The organism is Neisseria sp. DTU_2021_1001991_1_SI_NGA_ILE_055 (genome assembly GCF_032342915.1).
In the GTDB taxonomy this organism is placed as follows: domain Bacteria; phylum Pseudomonadota; class Gammaproteobacteria; order Burkholderiales; family Neisseriaceae; genus Neisseria.
The window spans coordinates 1,174,032-1,198,735 of record NZ_CP135440.1; the positions used below are offsets into that span (position 1 = coordinate 1,174,032).

Annotated in this window: 25 protein-coding genes and 1 tRNA gene; 9 read left to right on the forward strand and 17 right to left on the reverse strand. The window is 47.9% G+C overall.

The genetic code is table 11. The features are described from left to right. Positions 1 to 29 precede the first annotated feature (29 nt). From RRV97_RS05495 to RRV97_RS05530, 8 genes are all read right to left on the reverse strand, one after another. Entirely contained in the window at positions 30 to 701 is a 672-nt protein-coding gene (locus RRV97_RS05495) for a DUF4276 family protein (RefSeq protein ID WP_315612202.1), read from the reverse strand. Then, positions 701 to 1,783, reverse strand: coding sequence for an AAA family ATPase (locus RRV97_RS05500; RefSeq protein WP_315612203.1), 1,083 nt, complete (start codon positions 1,781 to 1,783; stop codon positions 701 to 703). Before RRV97_RS05500 ends, RRV97_RS05495 begins: the two co-directional genes overlap by 1 nt. Before the next feature lie 73 nt (positions 1,784 to 1,856). After that, positions 1,857 to 2,846: a phenylalanine--tRNA ligase subunit alpha gene (pheS, locus tag RRV97_RS05505; RefSeq protein ID WP_315612204.1), complete on the reverse strand. Its 990-nt coding sequence runs from the start codon at positions 2,844 to 2,846 to the stop codon at positions 1,857 to 1,859. A 248-nt stretch (positions 2,847 to 3,094) separates the two neighbouring features. After that, a complete protein-coding gene (rplT, locus tag RRV97_RS05510) occupies positions 3,095 to 3,454 on the reverse strand; it encodes a 50S ribosomal protein L20 (RefSeq protein ID WP_003675502.1) in 360 nt (119 codons plus the stop codon). 12 nt (positions 3,455 to 3,466) lie between these two features. Next, positions 3,467 to 3,664 carry a 50S ribosomal protein L35 gene (rpmI, locus tag RRV97_RS05515; protein WP_003675505.1) on the reverse strand — a complete coding sequence of 66 codons (198 nt, stop codon included), beginning with the start codon at positions 3,662 to 3,664 and terminating at the stop codon, positions 3,467 to 3,469. A gap of 143 nt (positions 3,665 to 3,807) precedes the next feature. Next, positions 3,808 to 4,329 (reverse strand): translation initiation factor IF-3, encoded by a 522-nt coding sequence (infC, locus tag RRV97_RS05520; RefSeq protein ID WP_079453755.1) that lies wholly within the window; start codon positions 4,327 to 4,329, stop codon positions 3,808 to 3,810. Between the two features lie 17 nt (positions 4,330 to 4,346). Then, positions 4,347 to 6,260, reverse strand: a complete 1,914-nt coding sequence (gene thrS, locus RRV97_RS05525; protein WP_188213662.1) for a threonine--tRNA ligase — start codon at positions 6,258 to 6,260, stop codon at positions 4,347 to 4,349. 52 nt (positions 6,261 to 6,312) lie between these two features. Then, positions 6,313 to 6,389 (reverse strand) — tRNA-Val (locus tag RRV97_RS05530). A gap of 237 nt (positions 6,390 to 6,626) precedes the next feature. On the opposite strand from RRV97_RS05530, the gene tgt reads away from it, so the two are divergent. From tgt to RRV97_RS05550, 4 genes are all read left to right on the forward strand, one after another. After that, entirely contained in the window at positions 6,627 to 7,742 is a 1,116-nt protein-coding gene (tgt, locus tag RRV97_RS05535; RefSeq protein ID WP_315612205.1) for a tRNA guanosine(34) transglycosylase Tgt, read from the forward strand. 85 nt (positions 7,743 to 7,827) lie between these two features. Beyond that, complete coding sequence (gene hemH / locus RRV97_RS05540) at positions 7,828 to 8,838, forward strand: ferrochelatase (RefSeq protein ID WP_315612206.1); 1,011 nt, start codon at positions 7,828 to 7,830, stop codon at positions 8,836 to 8,838. Positions 8,839 to 8,958: 120 nt separating this feature from the next. Continuing rightward, positions 8,959 to 9,357 (forward strand): cytochrome c, encoded by a 399-nt coding sequence (locus tag RRV97_RS05545; protein WP_315612207.1) that lies wholly within the window; start codon positions 8,959 to 8,961, stop codon positions 9,355 to 9,357. A gap of 202 nt (positions 9,358 to 9,559) precedes the next feature. Then, positions 9,560 to 10,051: a disulfide bond formation protein B gene (locus RRV97_RS05550; RefSeq protein WP_315612208.1), complete on the forward strand. Its 492-nt coding sequence runs from the start codon at positions 9,560 to 9,562 to the stop codon at positions 10,049 to 10,051. 59 nt (positions 10,052 to 10,110) lie between these two features. On the opposite strand, the gene RRV97_RS05555 is transcribed toward RRV97_RS05550, so the two are convergent. Further along, positions 10,111 to 10,839, reverse strand: coding sequence for a YebC/PmpR family DNA-binding transcriptional regulator (locus RRV97_RS05555; RefSeq protein WP_003745951.1), 729 nt, complete (start codon positions 10,837 to 10,839; stop codon positions 10,111 to 10,113). Positions 10,840 to 11,200: 361 nt separating this feature from the next. Between RRV97_RS05555 and RRV97_RS05560 the strand changes: the two genes are divergently transcribed. Beyond that, the gene (locus RRV97_RS05560) at positions 11,201 to 12,631 is read left to right on the forward strand and encodes an alanine/glycine:cation symporter family protein (RefSeq protein ID WP_004519462.1); all 1,431 of its coding nucleotides are present in this window, start codon (positions 11,201 to 11,203) and stop codon (positions 12,629 to 12,631) included. Positions 12,632 to 12,691: 60 nt separating this feature from the next. On the opposite strand, the gene trhA is transcribed toward RRV97_RS05560, so the two are convergent. Beyond that, positions 12,692 to 13,318 (reverse strand): PAQR family membrane homeostasis protein TrhA, encoded by a 627-nt coding sequence (gene trhA, locus RRV97_RS05565; protein WP_315612209.1) that lies wholly within the window; start codon positions 13,316 to 13,318, stop codon positions 12,692 to 12,694. Between the two features lie 215 nt (positions 13,319 to 13,533). Between trhA and cysD the strand changes: the two genes are divergently transcribed. Together cysD and RRV97_RS05575 are read left to right on the forward strand one after the other, a co-directional pair. After that, positions 13,534 to 14,448 carry a sulfate adenylyltransferase subunit CysD gene (cysD, locus tag RRV97_RS05570; protein WP_003745946.1) on the forward strand — a complete coding sequence of 305 codons (915 nt, stop codon included), beginning with the start codon at positions 13,534 to 13,536 and terminating at the stop codon, positions 14,446 to 14,448. Between the two features lie 232 nt (positions 14,449 to 14,680). Next, positions 14,681 to 15,244, forward strand: a complete 564-nt coding sequence (locus RRV97_RS05575; RefSeq protein ID WP_314595579.1) for an RBBP9/YdeN family alpha/beta hydrolase — start codon at positions 14,681 to 14,683, stop codon at positions 15,242 to 15,244. A gap of 136 nt (positions 15,245 to 15,380) precedes the next feature. On the opposite strand, the gene pyrC is transcribed toward RRV97_RS05575, so the two are convergent. From pyrC to RRV97_RS05595, 4 genes are all read right to left on the reverse strand, one after another. Continuing rightward, positions 15,381 to 16,415, reverse strand: coding sequence for a dihydroorotase (gene pyrC, locus RRV97_RS05580; RefSeq protein WP_315612210.1), 1,035 nt, complete (start codon positions 16,413 to 16,415; stop codon positions 15,381 to 15,383). A gap of 97 nt (positions 16,416 to 16,512) precedes the next feature. Further along, complete coding sequence (locus RRV97_RS05585) at positions 16,513 to 17,106, reverse strand: NMCC_0638 family (lipo)protein (protein WP_315612211.1); 594 nt, start codon at positions 17,104 to 17,106, stop codon at positions 16,513 to 16,515. A gap of 12 nt (positions 17,107 to 17,118) precedes the next feature. Next, a complete protein-coding gene (locus RRV97_RS05590; RefSeq protein WP_003681929.1) occupies positions 17,119 to 17,343 on the reverse strand; it encodes a sulfurtransferase TusA family protein in 225 nt (74 codons plus the stop codon). A 124-nt stretch (positions 17,344 to 17,467) separates the two neighbouring features. Continuing rightward, complete coding sequence (locus RRV97_RS05595; protein ID WP_315093932.1) at positions 17,468 to 18,022, reverse strand: hypothetical protein; 555 nt, start codon at positions 18,020 to 18,022, stop codon at positions 17,468 to 17,470. A 209-nt stretch (positions 18,023 to 18,231) separates the two neighbouring features. Between RRV97_RS05595 and RRV97_RS05600 the strand changes: the two genes are divergently transcribed. After that, a complete protein-coding gene (locus RRV97_RS05600; protein ID WP_188209281.1) occupies positions 18,232 to 18,843 on the forward strand; it encodes a CNP1-like family protein in 612 nt (203 codons plus the stop codon). 63 nt (positions 18,844 to 18,906) lie between these two features. On the opposite strand, the gene RRV97_RS05605 is transcribed toward RRV97_RS05600, so the two are convergent. Further along, complete coding sequence (locus RRV97_RS05605) at positions 18,907 to 20,022, reverse strand: porin (RefSeq protein WP_315612212.1); 1,116 nt, start codon at positions 20,020 to 20,022, stop codon at positions 18,907 to 18,909. Positions 20,023 to 20,410: 388 nt separating this feature from the next. Here RRV97_RS05605 and RRV97_RS05610 point away from each other — a divergent pair, with 388 nt between their 5' ends. Then, positions 20,411 to 21,157, forward strand: a complete 747-nt coding sequence (locus RRV97_RS05610) for a carbonic anhydrase family protein (RefSeq protein ID WP_315612213.1) — start codon at positions 20,411 to 20,413, stop codon at positions 21,155 to 21,157. A 62-nt stretch (positions 21,158 to 21,219) separates the two neighbouring features. Here the strand turns inward: RRV97_RS05610 and RRV97_RS05615 are convergent, their stop codons facing one another. Beyond that, positions 21,220 to 22,854, reverse strand: coding sequence for a CTP synthase (locus tag RRV97_RS05615; protein ID WP_315612214.1), 1,635 nt, complete (start codon positions 22,852 to 22,854; stop codon positions 21,220 to 21,222). A gap of 124 nt (positions 22,855 to 22,978) precedes the next feature. Next, the gene (locus tag RRV97_RS05620; protein WP_315612215.1) at positions 22,979 to 24,634 is read right to left on the reverse strand and encodes an AMP-binding protein; all 1,656 of its coding nucleotides are present in this window, start codon (positions 24,632 to 24,634) and stop codon (positions 22,979 to 22,981) included. Positions 24,635 to 24,704 lie beyond the last annotated feature (70 nt).

Sequence of the window (24,704 nt, forward strand, 5' to 3'; positions counted from 1 at the left end):
GGCAGCCTTTTGTCGGGTTTTAGCATAAGTTATAAACTTCTTAATTTTTCCATCCAAGTGTGGAAATGTTGGCATTCACGTTCAATTACTGAAAGAGTAATGTTTTTAGCTGCTAATGGTCCATGCCTTGTTTTTCTATAAGAAGGATTTCTTAAACATCCTTCTAACCGTTTAGAAGGTTTTGTTTCATAACTATTATTGATATGCTCAGGCGTATCAAATTGTGACCGAATCGCCTTTAAACAATCTAAATATGATCCCCATCCCGGTTCTTGCTGGCTCAAAACCTCTACATCTGAAAAAAGTAGGCCTTCAAATTCATAGGGTTGAATATAGGGAATAAAACGTTCCTGGCGACAGCCAATTTCATCAACCACTTTCCTCAATAGCCCCTTTTCCAGTATATCCACTTTCTGATAAACATCAGAAGAAGATAAAGCAATTCCATAATTTGGAAAGTCCGTATCTAATGCATATAAATCAAGCATAGTTGAAACATAGGTATCTTGGCGTTGTCGTAAAGTATTGCGAACATAACGCATAAAGCGATCAATTGTAATTGCACCGCCACTACAAGATTTGGAAGTAGGAATACAACGTGCTTCAAGAAAAGTTTCTGAATGACCAAACGCAGGGGCAACCACATCGCGAATAAAAGTTTCTTCACATTGGCCTTCAGTCAATATAATAATAGTTTTCATCAAGGTCGACCTCCAAAAACATTTTGCTTCCAGAGCTCTCCCAGAGCGTATTCCTCTAACCAATCTGCTAAATTCTCCTGTGATAATCGCTCAAATTCAGAAGCTCCATCTTTCTGATTTACAACCACCACATCTTCAGGACTAAACTCATTAACTAATTCAACAGATTGCGTAGACACAATTAACTGTTTAGACTCAGCTACTTGCTTAAAAATGTCAGCCAACACAGTAATAGCGTAAGGATGTAAACCCAATTCAGGCTCATCTATCAATACGGTATCTGGCAACAATTGACTAGGCTGTAATAAGAGTGTTGCCAAACAGATAAAGCGTAAGCTGCCATCTGAAAGTACATGTGCTTTCAAAGGCGTATCTGTTTTACCAACCTGCATCCATTCTAATTCTATATATTCCGGTTCACCCTCTCGATGGACAAAATCGGAGAAGAACGGCAGAACCAAACGGATATTTTCCACTATCCTTCTGTATTCTTTAGGGTATTTGTTATACAACATGCGTAGATATGCTGCTAAATTAGCAGCATCCGTTTTAAGCTTTAGGTTATCGTTAACAGCATGTTTTTGTTTGACCTTAGCTGTTTCACTAGTATCGTGAAAATGATAGACACGCCAACTTTCAATAGCTGGACGAACATATAGAGAGTATCCATCTTTGGCTTCTTTTAATTTCGATTCGTCATGTCCCAATCCCAATAAGGCACTTGGGCTATTAGAATAATAAACTCCCTTAAACCAACTTATCTCAGATTCAAAAATCAATCTATTATCATTAGTAGGAGTTAAATTAATTTTGTACCCATTTAAATCAAAATAAAATTCTGCGTGGATTCTTTCTGTTTCTTTCCTACCAAAATGTAATAAAGCATCAGGCCCTCCCTGTTTCTGCACATAGAGCTGCAAGTGTTGCTCATAAATCGCATTCAGCATACGAAACAGGCTAATAAAATTACTCTTACCTGCACCATTTGCTCCAATCAAAATATTCAAATTTTTAAATTGAAAATCTTTCAATTCACGGATGGATTTATAACCACTAACAGTAAGTGATGAAATTTTTGCCATAACAGCCTGCCCAAAACATTTTGCCTTAGTACACAATTACAACCAAGACAACAGAAAAAAATCAAAATTCAAATTAATCGAACTGTTTTAAAAACCCCAAATCGTTATCAAAAAACAGTCGCAAATCATTCACGTTGTAACGCAACATGGCAAAGCGGTCGAGACCGATACCGAAAGCGAAACCGGTATATTTTTCAGGGTCGATATTCACATTTTTCAAAACGTTAGGATGTACCATACCGCAACCGCCAACTTCCAACCATTTACCGTTTTCACCCATAATGTCGATTTCGGCAGAAGGCTCAGTAAACGGGAAGAAAGACGGACGGAAACGCACTTGCAGGTCATCGCGTTCGAAGAAGCGACGGATAAAGTCAGTGAACACTGCTTTCAAATCGGCAAAAGTGACACCCTCTTCCACCCACAAACCTTCGGCCTGATGGAACATAGGCGAGTGAGTGGCATCACTGTCCACACGGTAAACGCGGCCGGGAGCAATAATGCGGATAGGCGGCTCTTTTTTGTCGAGCATATAGCGGATTTGAATAGGCGAAGTGTGTGTACGCAAAACGTCGCCGTTTTCAACATAGAAGGTATCTTGCATCGCACGCGCGGGGTGATTTGCAGGAATATTCAAGGCTTGGAAATTATGGAAATCATCTTCGATTTCAGGGCCGTCCGCCACTTCGAAACCCATACCGTGAAACAGCTCAACCACACGTTGCAAAGTCAAAGTAACTGGATGCAAACCTCCATGCTCTTGTGCACAGCCCGGCAAAGTAATATCCAAGGCTTCTGCAGCCAATTGGGCTTGCAGCTTGGCTTCATTCAGAGCATCGCGTTTGGCATTAAAGGCCGTCTGAAACTGATTTTTGCATTCATTGATGTGCGCGCCTATGGTTTTACGCTCTTCAGGAGACATTTGACCCAAAGTTTTCAAAAGACCGGTCAATTCGCCGGTTTTACCAAGATAGCGTGCTTTAATTTGTTCTAAGGCATTGAAGTCTTGCGCGGCTTCAATAGCGGCAATACCTTCTGCAACGATACGGTTTACATTTTCCATGGTGGTTTATCGTCTGTTTGTTGATGGCAGGCCGTCTGAAACAACAAAGCCGTCTGTTGGGTTTGATTTCAAACCTGTTCAGACGGCCTTTTGTATTAGTGCGGCCAATCCGTTTGATAAGAGGGGCCTATTTTATCGCAAATCAGTATAAAAAAATAGAGTTTAAAGAAAGAAAATCAACTACATAGAGTTTCTTCTGGAAAAGAAAAAAGGAAGCATAAGCTTCCTTTTTAAATAATCTTATCGAATTAAGCAGCCAAAGCAGCTTTAGCTTTTTCAACCAATTGTGCAAATGCAGCTTTGTCGAATACAGCCAAATCAGCCAATACTTTGCGGTCGATTTCGATAGCAGCGCGTTTCAGGCCGTTCATGAATTTGCTGTAAGACAGACCATTTTCACGAGCACCTGCGTTGATACGAACGATCCACAGTTGACGGAATTGACGTTTGCGTTGGCGACGGTCACGGTATGCGTATTGACCGGCTTTCATTACCGCTTGTTTGGCAACACGGTAAACGTTTTTACGACGACCGCGGTAGCCTTTGGCTAACGCGAAGACTTTTTGGTGACGAGCACGAGCGGTAACACCGCGTTTTACGCGTGGCATATTCTAAACTCCTTAAGCGTAGGGCAACATTTTAGCAACAGAAGCCAAATCGCGTGAATCCACCATAGCGGTGCCGCGCAATTGACGTTTAGTTTTAGTGGTTTTTTTGGTCAGGATGTGACTTTTGAACGCATGACCGCGTTTTACACCACCGTTACCCAGTACTTTAAAGCGTTTTTTCGCGCTAGACTTGGTTTTCATTTTAGGCATTGGAAAACTCCATTCGTTATTAGATAAGGTATAAGGGGGTTTTGAAATAAATTTCAAACGCTTGAAACCCAAAATACCACGGTTTTTGCCGCTAATTAAACCTTATTTCGAGCGGCAATCGAAATAAGCCTTGGATTATAGCTTTATTTTTTCTTAGGCGCAATCATCATCACCATTTGACGACCTTCCATTTTAGGGAAGGACTCGATTTGCGCTACTTCTGCCAAATCTTCTTTTACGCGCTCAAGCAGTTGGGCACCCAATTGTTGGTGAGCCATTTCACGACCGCGGAAACGCAATGTTACTTTGACTTTGTCACCATCGGCAAGGAAGCGGTTGATGTTGCGCATCTTGATTTGATAGTCGCCCTCATCTGTACCCGGACGGAATTTAATTTCCTTGATTTGTACCTGCTTTTGGTTTTTCTTGGCTTCGTCGCGCTTCTTGGCTTGTTGGTATTTGTATTTACCGTAATCCATCAGTTTGCATACAGGCGGTTTGGCAGTCGGGGAAATTTCTACCAAATCGACATCCTGCTCTTCGGCCATAGCCAGAGCTTCACGAACTGAAACGACACCAAGCTGATCGCCTGACTCACTGATTAATCGCACTTCTTTGGCGGTAATTTCACCATTGATTCGTGCTTCGCGTTCTTGAGCGATGATGAATACTCCTATAAAAATTAATGATTGACGAGGGCGTCGGTGATTTCTTGCTGCAATTGTGCAATGAAATCATCGACATTCAAAGAACCCAAGTCTTCTGCTTTGCGGCGTACCGCAACTTTGTTTTCTTGTTTCTCTTTATCGCCGACAACGATTTGATAAGGGAAACGGTATTGGCTGTTGTCGCGGATTTTGTAACCGATTTTTTCGTTACGCAAATCCAATTCGACACGGAAGCCTGCTGCCTGCAACTTGGCAGCTACTTCGCGACAATAATCTGCTTGGTTTTCAGTGATATTCATAATCACCATTTGAACCGGCGCAAGCCACAATGGGAATGAGCCTGCATGGTTTTCAATCAGAATACCGATGAAGCGCTCCAACGAACCCAAAATAGCACGGTGCAACATTACAGGACGCGCACGGTCGTTGTTTTCGGTTACATATTCTGCATTCAAACGCTCCGGCAATACGAAGTCCAACTGCAAGGTACCACACTGCCAAGAACGACCCAAAGCATCTTTGACATGGTACTCAATCTTAGGACCATAGAATGCGCCTTCGCCAGGCAATTCTTCCCACTCTACATCGCAAGCGGTCAATGCATCACGCAGGCCTTGTTCGGCTTTATCCCAAACTTCATCAGAACCTGCACGTTGTTCAGGGCGGAGGGACAACTTCACGGCAACATCATGGAAGCCGAATTGTTTGTAAATGCGAACCAGCAACTCATTGAATGCGCGTGCTTCATCAACGATTTGATCTTCGGTACAGAAGATATGCGCATCATCTTGCACAAAACCGCGAACACGCATCAGACCATGCAACGCACCGCTTGGTTCATTGCGGTGGCAAGAACCGAACTCAGCCAAACGCATCGGTAAATCGCGATATGAGCGCAAGCCGTTATTAAAAATTTGCACATGACCCGGACAGTTCATCGGTTTAACCGCGTATTCGCGTTTTTCGGAACTGGTCACGAACATATTGTCTTTATAGTTTTCCCAGTGGCCAGATTTTTCCCAGAAGGTTTTATCCATAATCTGAGGCGTTTTCACCTCTTTATAACCGGCAGCATTCAGCTCTTTGCGCATATGTTGCTCAATCACTTGCCACAAAGCCCAGCCTTTAGGATGCCAGAACACCATGCCTGGCGCTTCATCTTGCAGATGGAACAAATCCAATTGTTTACCCAGCTTACGGTGGTCGCGTTTTTCCGCTTCCTCGATGCGTTGGATATAGGCTTTTAATTCGTCTTTACTTGCCCAGGCTGTACCGTAAATACGTTGCAACATTTCATTGTTGCTGTCGCCGCGCCAGTATGCGCCTGCCAGTTTGGTCAGCTTGAAGTTTTTCAAGAAACGGGTATTGGGAACGTGAGGACCGCGGCACATATCGACGTATTCTTGATGATGATACATACCCATTGCTTCCACTTCAGGCATGTCTTCAATCAGACGCAATTTGTACTCTTCACCGCGATCTTGGAAAATTTTGATGGTTTCTGCACGGGGCGTCATCACTTTAACGACGTCGTAGTCTTGTGCAATCAACTCTTTCATGCGCGCTTCGATGGCGGCTACATCATCAGGCGTAAATGGTTTTTCAGTTGCGATATCGTAATAGAACCCGTCTTCAATCACCGGGCCGATAACCATTTTGGCATCAGGGTAGAGCTGCTTGACCGCATGACCGACCAAGTGCGCGCAGGAGTGGCGGATAATTTCCACGCCTTCTTTGTCTTTAGGCGTAATGATTTGAACATGGGCATCTTCGGTAATCGGATCGCAAGCATCCACCAATTTACCGTTAACCTTGCCCGCTACCGTTGCCTTTGCCAAACCTGCACCGATAGACGCTGCAATTTGCGCCACGGTAACGGGTGATTCATATTGGCGGACTGAACCGTCCGGCAAGGTAATGTTCAACATCAGAAAGCTCCAAAACATTAAAAAATAACGGCATAAAGCCGTTATGGAAATTTGGTAGGCACAATTGGACTCGAACCAACGACCCCCACCATGTCAAGGTGGTGCTCTAACCAACTGAGCTATGTGCCTTCATCTAAGTCGCTTATTGTAACGAAGCGTGTTCCCTTTTGCAAGCATTCGTAAATACTTTTCAGACGGCCTGGATATTTTTGTTTGATTTATGCCTCATTTTTTATTTCTTCTATTATTCAGGCCGTCTGAAGCATTGTTTTGACAAAGATAAAATCCAGCCGTCAACCAACGAAAAATCCTTTATAATCTGCCCTTTCATTTCGCACACACGCGAACGTCCAATCTCTTATTATTATGCTCAAATTTACCTTACACAAAAAAGACGGTCATGCCCGACGCGGTACTTTGGAACTGAACCACGGCAAAATCGAAACGCCGGTATTTATGCCGGTCGGTACTTACGGTTCGGTCAAAGCGATGAACCCGCAAAACCTGCATGACATCAAAGCACAAATCATCTTAGGCAACACTTACCATCTGTGGCTGCGTCCAGGTTTGGAAGTCATCGAACAATTCGGCGGCCTGCACGAATTCATTGGCTGGGACAAGCCGATTTTGACCGACTCGGGCGGTTTTCAAGTATTCTCGTTGTCCGATATGCGCAAGCTGACCGAAGAAGGCTGCACATTCCAAAGCCCGATCAACGGCGACAAACTGTTCCTCTCGCCAGAAGTGTCGATGAAAATCCAAACTGTGTTGAATTCCGACATCGTGATGCAGTTGGACGAATGCACCCCTGGCGAAGCAACACACAGCCAAGCGCAAAAATCGCTGCAAATGAGCCTGCGCTGGGCGGAGCGCAGCAAAAAGGCTTTTGAAGATCTGAAAAACCCAAATACGCTGTTTGGCATTGTACAAGGCGCGATGTATGAAGATTTGCGTGAAGAATCGCTGAAAGGTTTGGAAGAACTCGACTTCCCCGGCTTGGCCATCGGCGGCTTGTCCGTTGGCGAACCCAAGCCCGAAATGTACCGCATGTTGCGCGCCGTCGGCCCTATCCTGCCGGAACACAAACCTCATTACTTGATGGGTGTCGGTACGCCTGAAGACTTGGTGTACGGCGTGGCACACGGTGTGGATATGTTCGACTGCGTCATGCCCACCCGCAATGCGCGTAACGGCTGGCTGTTTACCCGTTTTGGCGATTTGAAAATCAAAAACGCCAAACACAAACTCGACAAGCGTCCGATTGATGAAAGCTGCACCTGCTACGCATGCCAAAACTTCAGCCGTTCCTACCTGCACCACCTGCACCGAGTCGGCGAAATTTTGGGCGCACAGCTCAACACTATCCACAATCTGCACTTCTACCAAGTCATCATGGCCGAAATGCGCGAAGCCATCGAACAAGGCAAATTTGCCGATTGGCAGGCGCAATTCCATGAAAACCGCGCCCGCGGTGTGGATTAATCCTTTTAAAGGCCGTCTGAAAGCAGGTTTTGATTCAAACTACTTTTCAGACGGCCTCAATATTCATCATTAATAAAGCACAACCATGTCCCGTTTCCATACCGAACCGGCCCTAGCCTATACCGCACAAAACCGTACCGCCGTCCTGCTGCTCAACCTCGGCACGCCTGACGCGCCCACTGCTGCCGCAGTCAAGCCTTACTTGAAAGAATTTCTGTCTGATCAACGCGTTGTCGAACTGCCCAAGCTCTTATGGCAACCGATATTGCGCGGCTTGGTATTGACTTTTCGTCCGAAAAAAAGCGCGCATGCCTATGAAAAAGTTTGGTTTAAAGAAGGTTCGCCGCTTGAGGTTTACACACACCGCCAAGCAGAAGCCCTGACCAAACATTTACCCGATGTCATCGTCCGTCATGCCATGACTTACGGCAACCCGAGCGTTACCGACGTTTTGGCGGAACTCAAAGCCCAAGGCGTGGGCAAATTGCTGGTCATCCCGCTTTATCCGCAATATGCCGGCTCTTCTACCGGCGCGGCCTTGGACAAAGTGTTTCAAGAATTATTGCTGCAACGCAACCAAATGAGTATCCGCACCGTTTCCCGTTATTACGACGATGCCGCCTATATTCAAGCCATGAAGCAGCATATCGAAGCCTATTGGGCCCAAAACGGACGCGGCGAAAAACTGATGTTGAGTTTCCACGGCATTCCGCAAAAGCATCACGACGACGGCGACCCCTATCCTGACGAGTGCCACCATACCGCCAAACTGTTGGCGCAGGCATTGGGCTTGTCCGAACAAGAATACATCGTTTCTTTCCAAAGCCAGTTTGGCAAATCCCAATGGGTCAAGCCCAGCACGCAAGCCCTGTTTGATCAGCTGCCGAAACAAGGCACGACCAAACTCGACGTCTTCTGCCCCGGTTTCATGGCCGACTGCCTCGAAACCATGGAAGAAATCGCCATTATGGGACGCGAACAATTCCACGCCGCCGGCGGCAAAGAATACCGTTACATCCCCTGCCTCAACGATTCCGCCGACTGGATTGCCGCACTTGCCCAATTAAGCCGGGCCAATCTGCAAGGCTGGATTTGACCTAAACCAAAGGCCGTCTGAAAAATCCACTTTCAGACGGCCTTTAGCGTTATCATCAAGTTATTCAAACGCAAACCAAGCGTGTAGCCATCAAAAACACTACTCAAAAAGGAACACATCATGACTGCACTCCGCCCTATCCTGCTCCTTCTGACCGCACTCAGCCTCCCAACCGCTTTTGCCGCTGATGCCACGCTGATGAGCAAAGGACAAAAGATTTACGAAACCAACTGCGCCGCCTGCCACGGCAAAAAGGGCGAAGGCCGTGGCGCCATGTTCCCGCCACTGTTCCAGTCCGACTATATCAACAAAAAACCGCAAGTCCTGTTGCAAAGCATGACCAAGGGCATCAACGGCCCGATTAAAGTGAACAGCAAACCTTACAACGGCTTCATGCCTTCTACCGCCATCAATGATGCCGATGTCGCCGCCGTTGCCACTTACATCATGAACGCCTTTAATAATGGCGGCGGTACGATTACTGAAGCAGATGTCAAAAAATCTCACGGGAAAAAATAAAACGTCTCTCCCCTAAAGGCCGTCTGAACATTTCAGACGGCCTTTTCTGTACGACACATTTTGTTTCTATGTATATGGTTACGCAACATCAACAAACATACGCAAAAAACCGTCAAACTAAAAAAAGCATATGCGTTTTGTGTTAAAGTAAACATTATTTATCGGCTGTTTTGCGTCCAGGCCGTCTGAAAGGTTTTATCTTATGAACTTTTTCCGCAAGACTGTTTTATTTTTAGTCGTCCTCTCCATATTTGCCGCCTGCGGCTCCTTTATTTCCCAATACGTTTTGGGCATGAACCCGTGCGTATTGTGCATCCTGCAACGCTTGTGCGTATTGGGTGTCGGGCTGTTGGCCATTATTACGGCGTTCAGTTCTCAATCTTCCAAATTTGCCCGTTCGCTCTCGGCATTGTTGATTGCCGCCCCGGCCGTTTACGGCGCCGGTGTCGCCGCCTATCAAATTTGGTTGCAAAGCCTGCCGCCCGGCACTGCCCCTTCCTGCGGCGCACCTTGGACCTTCCGCCTGCGCGACTGGCCTTTATTCGATTGGTTTGAACCCATCGTCCGCGGCTTTGGCAACTGCGCCGAGCCGGACTATCTATTCGGCGTCGCCCTGCCGGTGTGGAGTATTTTATATTTCAGCTTCGTGGTATTGCTGCTGCTTTGGGCTTGTTGGAAAACCAGAAAAATCTGATTGGTTTCAATATAAAAAGGCCGTCTGAAATTTCAGACGGCCTTTTATTCTTTAAACCATTAGTCCAGATTCAACACGGCAGAAGTGTAAACGTCTTGTACGTCGTCCAAATCTTCCAATGCATCAATCAGTTTTTGCATTTTAACCGCATCTTCACCGCTCAACTCGGTTTCGTTTTGAGCGCGCATGGTAACGTCGCCGTCAACGGATTTGTAACCTGCGGCTTCCAATGCCGCTTTCACGCCTGCCCAGTCGTTCGGCGCGGTAATCACTTCGATGGAACCGTCGTCGTTGGTGATGACGTCTTCCGCACCGGCTTCCAAAGCCGCTTCCATCAGCGCATCTTCGTCAACGCCCGGTTCAAACACCAAATAGCCTTGATGAACGAAGTTGAACGCTACGCAACCGTCGGTACCCAAGTTACCGCCGTTTTTAGTGAACGCATGGCGCACGTCGGCAACGGTACGGGTTTTGTTGTCGGTCAGACAGTCCACCATCAAAGCCGCGCCGCCGATGCCGTAGCCTTCGTAACGCAACTCGATGTATTCAACGCCTTCCAGATTGCCCGTACCTTTATCGATGGCACGTTGCACGTTATCTTTAGGCATATTGTTTTCAGCGGCTTTTTCCAAAGCCAGGCGCAGGCGCGGGTTTGCGCCGGGATCGCCGCCGCCCATGCGGGCAGCAACGGTAATTTCTTTAATCAGACGGGTGAAGATTTTGCCACGTTTGGCATCTTGTCGGGCTTTTTTGTGTTGGATATTTGCCCACTTACTATGACCTGCCATATTGATTCCTTTCGTTTTTTCACGCGCTGAGGCGGGATGTGCTTTATTTGTAAGGCGTGCATTTTATCATAAGTTGTCTTTACCCAAAATATTCAGACGGCCCGAATATTTGCAAAAACAGGCCGTCTGAAAAACAAAGAATCTTTTTTAAAGATGCATATTTGCGGCAAACCTTTGTCAGTTTTTCGTTTTAATTCACGAAGGTTTACGGTATGATGACAAAATCGGTCAGGATTGTTAACAACTTAACCGGTATTAAACGGCAAAACGGCCTGCTCGCCCTTGTTGCCAACCGCGAAAATGAACGGGAGTAGTTGCCCGTATCATTTTCTTTTTATTTGTTTTTCTTAAAGGTTATATTATGGAAGAAATATTGTCTGCTCTGGTGGGTGCAGTCAATCTGGTTCTTTGGGACTACTTGCTGATTTATGCCTTAATCGGCATCGGCCTGTTTTTTACCCTGTACTTGGGCGCACCGCAAATTACCAAATTAGGAACAGGTTTCAAATCCGTTTTCGGCGGCTTGTTCAGTAAAAAAGACAAAGACCACGAAGGCAAATCCCTGTCTCAATTCCAAGCGCTTGCCGTGGCGATTTCCGCGCAAATCGGTACCGGTAACGTTGCCGGTGTAGCCACTGCGATTACCGCCGGCGGCCCGGGTGCCATTTTTTGGATGTGGTTGTCTGCCATTTTGGGCATGTCTACCATTTTTGCAGAAGCCGTTTTGGCGCAAAAATACCGCGTGGTCAGCCACGGCAAATACATCGGCGGCCCTGCGTTTTACATCACGCACGGCCTGACCCCGAAAATCGGCCGGGGCGCGGCGCGTTTCCTGTCCGGCTTTTTCTCCATCGCCTTGATTATCGCGCTGGGTTTTATCGGCAACGCGACCCAATCCAACTCCATCGCCTCGGCCATGAATTTGGCTTTTAATATTCCGCCGATGGCAGTCGGTATTGCTGTGGCCGTACTCGCCGGCCTGATTATCATCGGCGGCATCAACCGCATTGCCGGTATCGCGCAATTTGTCGTGCCGTTTATGGCGGTAATTTACATCTTATGTGCCGTGATTATCTTGTTCAAATTCTCCGACCACATCATTCCGATGTTCAGCCATATTTTTGTTGCCGCCTTTAATCCTGAAGCGGTATTGGGCGGTGCGGCCGGTATCGGTATGCGCGAGGCCGTCCGTTTCGGCGTGGCACGCGGCCTGTTTTCCAATGAAGCCGGTATGGGTTCTACCCCGCACGCTCATGCGACCGCCAACGTCAAACACCCTGTGCAACAAGGTATGGCGGCGTTTATCGGTATCTTTATCGATACGCTGATGGTCTGCACGGCAACCGCGCTGATTATCCTGCTGACCGATGCCAACCTTTCCGGCGAAACCGGCGCTGCGGTTACCCAACTGGCGTTTAACAAAGCCTTCCCGGGTTTTGGTTCGCAACTGCTCGCCATCTGTCTGACCTTCTTCGCCTTCACCACCATCATCGGCTGGTATTACTTCGGCGAATCCAATATCCGCTTCCTGTTCCGCGGCAAACACTTGGGCATCTACCGCACACTGGTTTTGGTGGCCATCGTATTGGGCACATTGGGCAAAGTGGATTTGGTTTGGAGCATGTCCGATATGTTCAACGGCTTTATGGTCTTGCCGAACTTAATCGCCCTCTTCCTGCTCCGTAAGGAAATCCGTGCGGTTTACGACGATTATCTGGCGCAAACCAAAGCAGGCAAAGAGTTAACCTACAACTATGAATTCCACGAATTCCACGACAAAAACCCTGATTAACGACAAACAAAAACCTCTCAGTCAAACTGAGAGGTTTTTTTTATTTCAGGCCGTCTGAAACTACAACACATAAAAATAAATGCTGATAAATTGCGTCAAACTGCCTGCTAAGACAAACAAGTGCCAAATACCGTGGCCGTGGCGGATTTTCGTATCGTTGATAAACCAATAAATCCCCGCGCTATACAACACGCCGCCCAACACCAGCCAAAATAATCCGCCCACCGAAAGCGATTTTATCAGCGGCCATACCGCCACCACAATCAGCCAGCCCATCAACACATAAATCACCATCGACAGCAGCCGCTTCTCGCTTTTGCGCCCGATCGTCAGCTCCTGAACAATGCCCAGCAAAGCCAGCCCCCACGACACGCCGAAAAGCGACCAGCCCCAGCCGCCCTGCAGGGTAATCAGCGTAAACGGCGTATAACTGCCTGCAATCAAAAGATAAATCATGCAATGATCGACCTTTTGCAAAATCGCCTTGGCCTTCGGCTGCGGAATACTGTGGTATAAGGTTGAACCCAAATACAGAAGCAGCAGGCAGATTCCGTAAGTCAGTGCACCGGCAATCCGATAGCCGTCCGCCGATTCCACCGCTTTCACCAGCATCAGCACCAACGCCGCCACTGCCAATAAGAAACCGGCCAAATGGCTGTACGCATTAAATCTCTCGCCGTGATACATAAACCATTCTCATTTCTAAAAAACCAAAGTGTACGCGAAGACAGGCACTTCGTCAGAGAAATCGGGTTAAAAATAAGTTAAAGCGCAAAGGCCATCTGAAAACACACTCGGGCAATATAACAAAAACATCTTTGCAACAAACAAACCATTCTTTCCCTTTTTCAGACGGCCTCACTAAAGTATCGGCTATCGCCAAGATTGCAAAGAGAGAAAAAATGTCCATCCAAAACCACCACCTCGACTGGCTCGAAGCCGAATCCATCTACATCATCCGCGAAGTGATCGCCAACGCCCAAAACCCGGCCCTGCTGTTTTCCGGCGGTAAAGACTCCGTCGTCTTGCTGGCGCTTGCCGTCAAAGCCTTCCAAATCGAAGGCCGCCCGCTGAAACTGCCGTTCAAACTCCTGCACGTCGATACCGGCCACAACTACCCCGAAGTCATCCAGTTCCGCGACGACACGGTCGCACGCACCGGCGTACAACTTGTGGTCGGCAGCGTAGAAGAGTCCATCCGCAAAGGCAGCGTCGTCTTGCGCCGCGAAACCGATTCGCGCAACGCCGCCCAAGCCGTTACACTGGTTGAAACCATTGAAGAACAAGGCTTTGATGCACTGATGGGCGGCGCGCGCCGCGATGAAGAAAAAGCGCGCGCCAAAGAACGCATCTTCTCTTTCCGCGACGAGTTCGGCCAATGGGATCCTAAAAACCAACGTCCTGAATTATGGTCGCTCTACAATACGCGCCTGTTCCAAGGCGAAAACATGCGCGTGTTCCCGATTTCCAACTGGACGGAATTGGACATCTGGCAATACATCGCACGCGAAAAACTCGCCCTGCCACCGATTTATTACACCCACAAGCGCGAAGTTGTCGAACGCAATGGCCTGCTTGTTCCCGTTACCCCGTTGACCCCCAAACGCGAAGGCGAAGTTGCCCAAATCCGCGATGTCCGCTTCCGTACCGTCGGCGATATTTCCTGCACCTGCCCGGTTGCCAGCACCGCCGCCACACCGGAAGACATCATTGCGGAAACCGCCGCCGCGACCATTTCCGAACGCAGCGCCACACGCATGGACGACCGCGTATCGGAAGCGGCAATGGAAGAGCGCAAAAAACAAGGCTATTTCTAAACCGTTTTTTCAGACGGCCCCTATATATTTCAAACCCGAACAACACGGCAAAGCCATCCGCCCCTGCCGTGTTGTTTGCTTTATTATTCTTGCAAATATCATTTAACAACAAAAGCTTAATCAAAAATCCTGACAAAGCGACAAACAATAAAACATAAACAAACATGGTATAATAAACACTTGCAGGCAGAGATTTAGACAAAAGTCTCAGGCCGTCTGAAGGAGGAGAAACATGAACCGACGCGTTTATATCGTACATGGCTTTGAAGGCAATCCGCACGGCAACTGGTTTGACTGGCTTTGCGCCCAAATCAAAAGCACCGGCGCACAAGCAATCTCCCTCGCCATGCCTAATCCCGACAAACCAAGCACGACCGCGTGGCAGTTTACCCTTGACCAGCACATCGGCAAGCCCGATGCCCATACCTTCCTAGTCGGTCACAGCCTCGGCTGCATTACCCTCCTTCACTTCCTCAGCCGCCAACAGCCGCAAAAAATCGGCGGCCTGCTGCTTGCCGCCGGTTTTGCCAATACGCTGCCGCCCTTACCTGCGCTCGATGCCTACATTAAAGCAGCGTCCCCCGATTTCGACATTCTGCGAAAAATCGACATGCCCAAGCACTGCCTGGTTTCCGACAACGACACCCATGTTCCGCCCGAACTGACTTTGGATATGGCGGCCAAGCTCAAAAGCCCTGTTACCCATATTCCCGAAGGCGGCCATTTGATGGCTTCGGACGGCTTTACCCAACTGCCGCAGGCTTGGGAAGCGCTGAAACTCATGTTGACCGAATAAACACACAATATAATCCGGTTTTCAGACGGCCTCGTCTGTCTTTCCTCCCCATAATAGGCCGTCTGAACGACCATAAAAAGAAACAACCTGCCCTTTCAAGCAGGTTGTTTCTTTTTATGCCTTATTGACGGCAAATTTAATATTGCACCGTCCATTCAATCTCACCGCCGGCCCTCATCGGTACAAGCTCGCCATCGCCGTAAGGCACGCTGGCAGGTACGGTTTGCGTTTGTTTGACCAAGGTGATGGTATCGGAATTTTCAGGCAGGCCGTAGAAACGCGGGCCGTTTTTAGAAGCAAAGGCTTCCAGTTTGTCCAACGCACCTGCTTTCTCAAACACTTCGGCGTAAAGCTCGATGGCAGTCATCGCGCTAAACATACCGGCGCAACCGCAAGCATTTTCTTTGGCAGTTTTAGCATGTGGCGCAGAATCCGTGCCGAGGAAGAATTTGTGCGCCTTATCGCCGGTAACGGCGGCAACCAATGCCTGACGGTGGGTTTCGCGTTTGAGTACGGGCAGGCAGAAATGATGGGGGCGCACGCCGCCGACCAAAAGGTCGTTGCGGTTGAGCAGCAAGTGTTGCGGCGTCACGGACGCGGCCACATTATCGCCTGCTTCCAATACCAGTCGGGCGGCCTCGGCAGTGGTGATGTGTTCGAACACGACTTTAAGATTCGGCACTTGCGCCAAAATGGGCTTCATCACGCGCTCGATAAAGGCAGCCTCGCGGTCGAAAATATCGATTTCAGGGTCGGTTACTTCGCCGTGAACCAAGAACAAAATGCCCTGCTTCGCCATTTCTTCCAACACGGGGATGAGTTTGAACAAGTCGGTTACACCGGAATCGGAATTGGTGGTCGCGCCTGCCGGATAGAGTTTGAAAGCCACAATACCGGCAGCCTTGGCTTCGCGCACGAGTTCGGGGGTGGCGTTGTCGGTCAAATAAAGTGTCATCAACGGCTGGAAGGTGCTGCCTTCAGGCAGGGCGACCATAATGCGCGCTTTGTAGGCTAGGGCATCGGCAACGCTGACAACGGGCGGTTTGAGGTTGGGCATGATAACCGCGCGGCCCATTTGTCGGGCGGTGTACGGGGCAACAGCTTTGAGCGCGTCGCCGTCGCGCAGGTGTAAGTGCATATCGTCGGGGCGGATGATGGTCAGGGTTTGCATAGCTTACTTTCGAGTGGTTTGGTTTGATAATGTTTCAGACGGCCTTTATTCGGCGGTAACGGTTTCTATTAATTTGATGTTTCAATCGTCAACCGATCTAAGGTAAAACGGCGGCCTTATTGTCGTAAGAATGATGGGTCAAATAAAAAACAGCCTGTACCGGAAAATGCTCGGACGACGTTGTTTTAACGGTCAGCAAGGTTTCTTTCGGACTGCCGGACGCGCGCCATGCGTAGGAAATCTGGCGCATAGGCAACGGGGCTTCCGACAAATTATCGGCACGCAACTCAGCGTTCAAACCTTGTGGCGGATTTTCTGCTAAAGCCAAAAATTGTTTGAAAATCAGATGGTCATCGGCTTTGGCCGTACGCACGCTGCAACTGTCTTCAGTCAGGCTCAAATAATAATCTGCGCCGTTTACCGTTTTCTTCCAAATGCTTAATGCCTCCAAATCCATCATTCCGGCAGGCAAATCGGCAATCTCTTTTTTCGACAATAAAACCAGTTTGTTGGCATTGGCAAACTCGCCGACAAGGGCGGCATCGCCGTCTGCGGCCACGCAGCTTTGGCGGAATAAGTCGGTTACATTTTGAGCATAATCGGCAGCGCTCTGCGGCAAAACACTTTCATTGCCGCATGCACTCAGGCAAACAGCCAATACGGCGGCAGACAACGCGACGGCTTTAGACATTTCAGACGGCCTTTATTTGTGTTTCAACACCAGCTTGAACACGCCGTCGGCCTCGCTCGATTCCAACAAAACATGTCCGGTCTGACGGCAAAACGCTTCAAAATCACCGGGCGCGCCGCCATCGGTGGCCAATACGGTCAGCACTTCGCCCTCCTGCATTTGCGCCAAAGCTTTTTTGGCACGCAAAATCGGTAGCGGGCATTTCAAACCGATGACATCCAGAGTTTGTGTATTCATAAGGCTCCATAGGTGTATTGGGGTTAGGTTTTATTGCCGCGTTACCAACAGCGGCACAACTATTCAGCTATAACTAACGCAATGATAAATTTAACTTTTAACTATTTTAGGGAATTCAGCATTTTTAATGTAAAAGAAATTTTTTTGCGGTATTTTGTGAATTTTTAGAAATATATTTTTCAATCAATATGGATGTTTCTGCAAAATACTCAGTAGATGTTTCAAATTCTCTTGTTTGTTGCATCTTTGTGAAAGCAATGTAAAACATAAAAAATTCTGTCAGACTATTACTCAACTGATAAAAATTCGGGTCTCCTGGTCTTCCTGCATATACAGGAGACATTAAATGAGTTACATCGCAAAAAATAATGGCATCACTATCTGTACAAGCAAAAATTTGATATTTCCCATCTATAAATTCTTCATAATCTTGCAAAGCCCAATGTTCGACTGTTGTAAATTCAGAATGTAAAGGCAGCAATATTAAATTGAAATTACTATTTCCAAAATAGCAATCTCCCTTCATTTGGACATGCTGATAATAATATAAAAGCTCCCCTTGAAAAGATGAGGATGAAATATCCAGCTCTTCAAATGAAAATTCTAATTTATTTGAAGGAAATGGGGTTGTTCTTGAATATAGCTCTATTAACTCACTTAGTACATTGTCTAATTTCATATTTTCCCCTTAGCATTTATCTTGTTCTTGATTAAATCGTTGTTTCAAAGCTGCTTTGCGATCGATTAACCTTCCTGTATTTTTACCGCTATGTCCTTAGTATGAAAACTCGTCATATTAATCAGAATTAACGTCAATTATACCGCACTTACTTGCACCCCACCCTGCAAGCCCATAAAATAAAGCCGTTTTTCACTTTGGAGCTGTCTATGCGCCGTTTTGCCCTTCTCGCTCTCAGCCTTGCCGCGACTCAAGCATTTGCTTTGGGTTTCAGCCAAAAGGATACGCTGACCAACACGCGTTATCAGGAAAGCCCTGAAGAAGTTGCCGCACGCGAATTTAAAGAACACAAAGCCGAGTTGCCGCCCCTGCCTGATACCCAATCGGGGGATTGGTTCGACCTCTATGTCAACGAAACTTACGGCAAGCAGCCCAAAATCCTGCTCAGCAGCCTGCAAATCATGCCTGCGCCTGACAACAGCATCCGCTACGTCTTGAACGTGCGCTCCGACAAAGGCTACGACAACCTCTCCGTCGAAGGCCTCTATTGCGCCCGCACGTCCTTTACTTACAGCAACGACAAGCGTTCGTCTTACAAAGTATTCGCTTACGGCGACACAGTAAACCGCCGCTGGATTGAACCGCGCAAAGGCGATTGGAAGCTGATCGGCAATGCGTTCAGCCGCAACGACGCCCTGCACACTGCGCTGTATCAGGCATTCTGTATCGACGGTATGCCGACAACGGTCGAAGGCTTGGTACAACGTTTGAAAGAACGCGGCGGCCGTCACGGCACAACACTGACCAACCACGACAAATAAACCTGTTTAATCAACAAAAAGGCCGTCTGAAATTTTTCAGACGGCCTTGTCTTTCTAGACGGCCTAGAATTTGTGATACAGGCCCACAGAAGCGGCTTTTTGTTCAATACCGCCTTTGTTGGCAGCAGTCAGGCGGGTTTTGTTGCCGACTTTCAGATACGCCAGTTGGGCGACTACGCCGGTGCGTTTGCTGAAGGTGTATTGGCCGCCGACAACGACTTGGTCGAATTTATCCACCAATTTTTCGCCGCTGTTTACGCCCTTGGCAGGCCAGCCATGCGCGTAAGTAATGCGTGGTGTAACATTGCCCAATTTGTAGCCGACAGTTACCGCTGCATCAACCACTTTCACGGCTTCCGCTTTGCCTGAATCAGTAGTGATGTCACTACCCTTGTACTCATTAAAACCATCGGTGAAATAGCCTAAATATTCGTTGCCTGTCTCATGGCCTTTGGCATAGTGTACGCCGCCGCCGACAAAGAGATTGTCTTTATCGTAATAAGTTTCAACTTTGGCGATTTGCGCCGCTTTGACTTTGCCTGACTTGTCGGTGTACGCGCCGTTGTAGTGGCCGTAAGCTGCATTGGCGGTAAAGCCGTTTTTAGAGAAGCTCACGCCGCCGGTGTATTGGTCTTTGGCCGGTTTGGTGTGCGTGTATTTGTCTGAAGGATTGCGGTTGTCGCGCGGTGCGTAAGACACGTTGAATTTGAATCCGCCGAAATCCGGGCTGTCGTAGCGTACAGCGGCGTTACGGTTGCCGGTACGGGTAAAGATGCCCAAGCCTGCGGCATTGGTTTTGTACATCCATGGATCGATGGTATCCATTTCATTCAGCATATTGCTGAGCTTACCGGCGCGAATCTTACCGAAGTTACCTTGCAGGCCGATGAAGGAATCACGAGTGGCAAAGCCTTGGGAATCGCCGGTAATGGCTGTTTTTTGTTCAACTTGCCAAATGGCTTTCAAATCGCCGCCCAAGTTTTCGCTGCCTTTGAAACCGATACGGGAGGTATTGTCATTGATGCTGGTTGCGGTAGAGCTGGTTTCAGAACCTGCATCACCTTTGATTTTGACCTGACCGACGGTCACGCTGCTTTTGATTTGACCATACAGAATCACTTCTGCAGATGCAGCCAGCGGCAAACCGGCAATAACCAAAGCGATAATTGATTTTTTCATTATTCTCTCCAAAACAAAGTTAAAATCTCGTGAAAACACGTTTAGCAATATTAATGTTTTCCAACGCTACAAACAACTACTTTCATCTTGAGAAATACTTTTATTCATTAGAGTTTAGACTTTTTACAACATAATCAAATAAAACAGGCCGTCTGAAAGAAATTTCAGACGGCCTCTCCTATTCAAAGTGACAACAAAGACAATCAACCCTCTTATTGCAATCATTTAATCAAAAATGATTGCTTGATAAATGTTTGCCATATATCAACCCAACATTCCCAAATTGCCACTATCATTAACTTTCTTCTTATGAAGAAGTTTTTTTATATCAACAATTTATTTGGTATGAATTTTTCCTTTTACCTAATGTGAATAAATAGGAGCCTTTATGTTGAACAAACACCTCTTTTTATCTTTGCTCATGGCTGTCTCCGCTGCAACGGTATCCGCTGAAACCCATCATGCACATTGGTCTTACACAGGTGAAAACGATGCTGCACACTGGGGCGATTTGAGTGAAGACTTTGCTGTCTGCAAAACAGGCAAACAGCAATCTCCAGTGGACTTCTCCACAACAAAAGCAGTAAAAGGCAAACAACCGGCATACCGTTACAACGTCGCCGACTACAAAGTAGAAAATAACGGCCATACCCTTCAAGCTACGCCGCAAAGCAAGGCCCAAACCATCGTGATTAACGGTAAAACCTATACCTTCAAGCAATTCCACTTCCATACGCCGAGCGAACATACTTTCAAAGGCAAACATTTCCCGATGGAAGCGCATTTCGTCCATCAAGCCGAAGACGGTACTTTGGCGGTCATCGGCTCTGTATTTAAACCGGGCAAAAACAACCCTGCCTTGTCCGCACTCACTGCCAAAAAACTGAAAGCGGGCGAATCCGTAGATTTGAAAAACTTGAATATCCAAGCCCTGCTGCCTAAAGATAGCAAGTCCTTCCAGCTGAAAGGCTCGCTGACAACGCCGCCTTGCAGCGAAAACGTGACTTGGGTTGTCTTAAAAACTCCGGTTCAAGCAGATGCGACGCAGTTCAAAGCCATGCGCGACATTATCGGCGGCGAAAACAACCGTCCCGTACAACCTTTGAACGACCGCGAAGTCAATGAAGACAAATAACTTCTAAGGCCGTCTGAAAACAAAAAAGCACCCGGAAACGGGTGCTTTTTCAATCACATCAATCAGGCTTTTTTGTTACCCAACGCGGCTTTCACAAACGCGGTAAACAAAGGGTGGCCTTTGCGCGGATTGGAAGTAAATTCCGGATGGAACTGACACGCGAAGAACCAAGGATGATTTGGCAATTCGATGGTTTCAACCAAACGCTCGCGGCCTGCGGATACGCCGCCGATGACCAAACCGGCTTTTTCCAACTGAGGAACATAGTTGTTGTTGACCTCGTAGCGGTGGCGATGGCGTTCACGGATGTGTTCGCTGCCGTAGATTTTTGCGGCAAGGCTGCCCGGTTTGAGGTCAACTTCTTGCGCACCCAAACGCATGGTGCCGCCCAAATCGGCAGACTCGTCACGGGTTTCGACGCTGCCGTCTGCAGTTTGCCATTCATCAATCAGGGCAACGACAGGCGCGGCGCATTTTAAGTCAAACTCGGTAGAGTTCGCACCTTTCAAGCCTGCAACGTCACGGGCGTATTCGATCAAGGCGATTTGCATGCCCAGGCAGATGCCCAAGTATGGTACCTTGTTTTCACGCGCATAGCGTACGGCAGCAATTTTGCCTTCCACGCCACGTGAACCAAAACCGCCCGGCACCAAAATCGCATCCATGTCTTTGAGCATGGAAACGTCGCCATTGCTCTTCTCGATGCTTTCGCTGTCGACAAAGGTAATTTGTACGTCGGTTTCAGTATGAATACCGGCGTGTTTCAGGGCTTCAATCAGCGATTTGTAGGACTCGGTCAAATCAACGTATTTGCCGACCATTGCGATTTTGACGGTGTGTTTCGGATTTTGAATCGCGTGAACGATTTTCTTCCATTCGGTCAAATCAGCTTGTTTGACATTCAGTTGGAGCTGCTCGGTAATGATATTGTCGATGCCTTGGTTGTGCAGCATTTCCGGGCATTCGTAAATGCTGTCCACATCGTAGCTGCCCACGATGGCGCGTTCTTCAACGTTACAGAACAGGGCAATCTTACGGCGCTCGTCCGCAGGCATTTCTCTGTCCATACGGCAGATCAGGATATCGGGTTGCAAACCGATGCTCAACATTTCTTTAACGGTATGCTGGGTCGGTTTGGTTTTGATTTCGCCGGCGGCGGCAATGTAAGGAACATAGCTCAGGTGGGCAAACAATGTATTGTTGCGGCCGAGCTGGCTGCGCATTTGACGGATGGCTTCCAAGAAAGGCAACGATTCGATATCGCCGACTGTACCGCCGATTTCGACAATCGCCACATCATAACCGGCCGCGCCTTCGTGGATGCGGCGTTTGATTTCATCGGTAATGTGCGGAATCACTTGTACGGTACCGCCCAAATAGTCGCCGCGACGCTCTTTGGCAATCACGTTTTCATAGACTTGGCCGGTACTGAAGCTGTTGCGGCGGGTCATGGTAGCGTTGATGAAACGCTCGTAGTGACCGAGGTCAAGGTCGGTTTCCGCGCCGTCATCGGTCACGAATACTTCACCGTGTTGAAACGGGCTCATGGTACCCGGGTCAACGTTGATATACGGGTCGAGTTTAAGCATGGTCACGTTCAAGCCACGCGACTCGAGAATAGTAGCAATAGAAGCGGCGGCGATACCTTTACCCAAAGAAGATACAACGCCGCCGGTTACGAAAATAAATTTAGTCATGATGTGATACCCATGTTGGAATGTGTGATTTTAACTTGAAGCAGCATATTCTGGCAAACGGCAAAAGCTTCAGGCCGTCTGAAAACAGCGTTTTCAGACGGCCTTATCATACTGATTCTATATATCAGCGCAGCTCGCGGCGCAGGATTTTGCCGACGTTGGATTTTGGCAACTCGTCGCGGAATTCGATGTCTTTCGGCACTTTGTAAGCAGTCAGCTCTTTACGGCAGAAATCGATCAGTTCTTCCTTGGTCAAAGACGGGTCTTTGCGTACGACGAAAACTTTAATCGCTTCGCCGGTTTTCTCGCTTGCCACGCCGATACAGGCGACTTCCAAGACTTTGTCGTTGCTGGCCACCACTTCTTCGATTTCGTTCGGATATACATTGAAACCGGATACCACAATCAAATCTTTTTTGCGGTCCACCAGCTTCAGCCAGCCTTTTTCATCCATCACGGCAATATCACCGGTCTCCAAAAAGCCGCGTGCATCGATTGCTTTGGCGGTTTCTTCCGGACGGTTCCAATAGCCTTTCATCACTTGCGGGCCGCGCACCCACAATTCACCCGGCTGTCCGATAGGCACTTCTTTGCCGTCCGCATCGCGTAATTCGACTTCGGTCGAAGGAACCGGCAAACCGATACCGCCGCTGTAAGCCTCGATATTCAAAGGATTGCAACATACGCCCGGGCTGGCTTCGGTCAAACCGTAAGCTTCCACAATCGGCGTACCGGTGATTTTTTTCCATTTTTCCGCCACGGCTTTTTGCGTTGCCATACCGCCGCCCAAAGTCAGCTTCAAACGGGAAAAATCGACTTCGGCAAAATCCGGACGGTTGACCATCGCATTAAACAGGGTATTCACACCGATGAACACGCTGATCGGCTCTTTTTTCAATTCGCCGATAAACCCCTTCATATCGCGAGGGTTGGTAATCAGGATGATTTTGGAACCGGTATTCGCAAAAATCATCAGGTTTACCGTCAAGGCAAAGATATGATAAAGCGGCAACGCGGCAATAACCGTTTCTTCGCCTTCGCGCAGACTGTTTCTAATCCATTCTTTTGCCTGCAACATATTGGCGCAGATATTGCCGTGGCTGAGGACGGCACCTTTCGCCAAACCGGTCGTGCCACCGGTATATTGCAGCAAGGCTGTGTCATCGCGCGTCAATTCGACGGGCTTGAACGTATTTGCTGCACCTTGCTTCAAGGCCGTCTGAAAAGTCACGGTATTGGGAATGCGGTATTCCGGCACCATTTTTTTCACTTTGCGGATGACGAAGTTCATCAACGCGCCTTTAATCATGCCGAACATCTCGCCGATCGATGCGACAATCACATGTTTGATTTGTGTACGCGGCAACACCAGCTCCAGCGTATTGGCAAAGTTTTCCAACACGACAATCGTTGTCGCGCCGCTGTCTTTCAACTGATGCTCCAATTCGCGCGGCGTATAAAGCGGATTGGTATTCACTGCCACCAAACCTGCCTGCAAAATACCGAAAAGTGCAATCGGATACTGCAAAACGTTCGGCATCATAATCGCCACACGCTCACCGCGCGGCAGTTTCAATACGTTTTGCAGGTAAGACGCAAAATCGGTCGCCAACTTGCCCACTTCGGCATAAGTCAGCGTTTTGCCCATGTTTTGAAAAGCCGGTTTGTCCGCAAATTTTTCGACGCTTTGACGGAATACATCGCTGATGGAGCTGTATTGCGTGATGTCGATTTCAGCATTGACACCTTGTTCGTAGCTTTTGAGCCAGAGTTTTTCCATGTTGATCAGTCTTTGTTTTAGTCGTTTTTAGAATGGAGGCCGTCTGAAAGGCTTGATTTAATCTACCGCT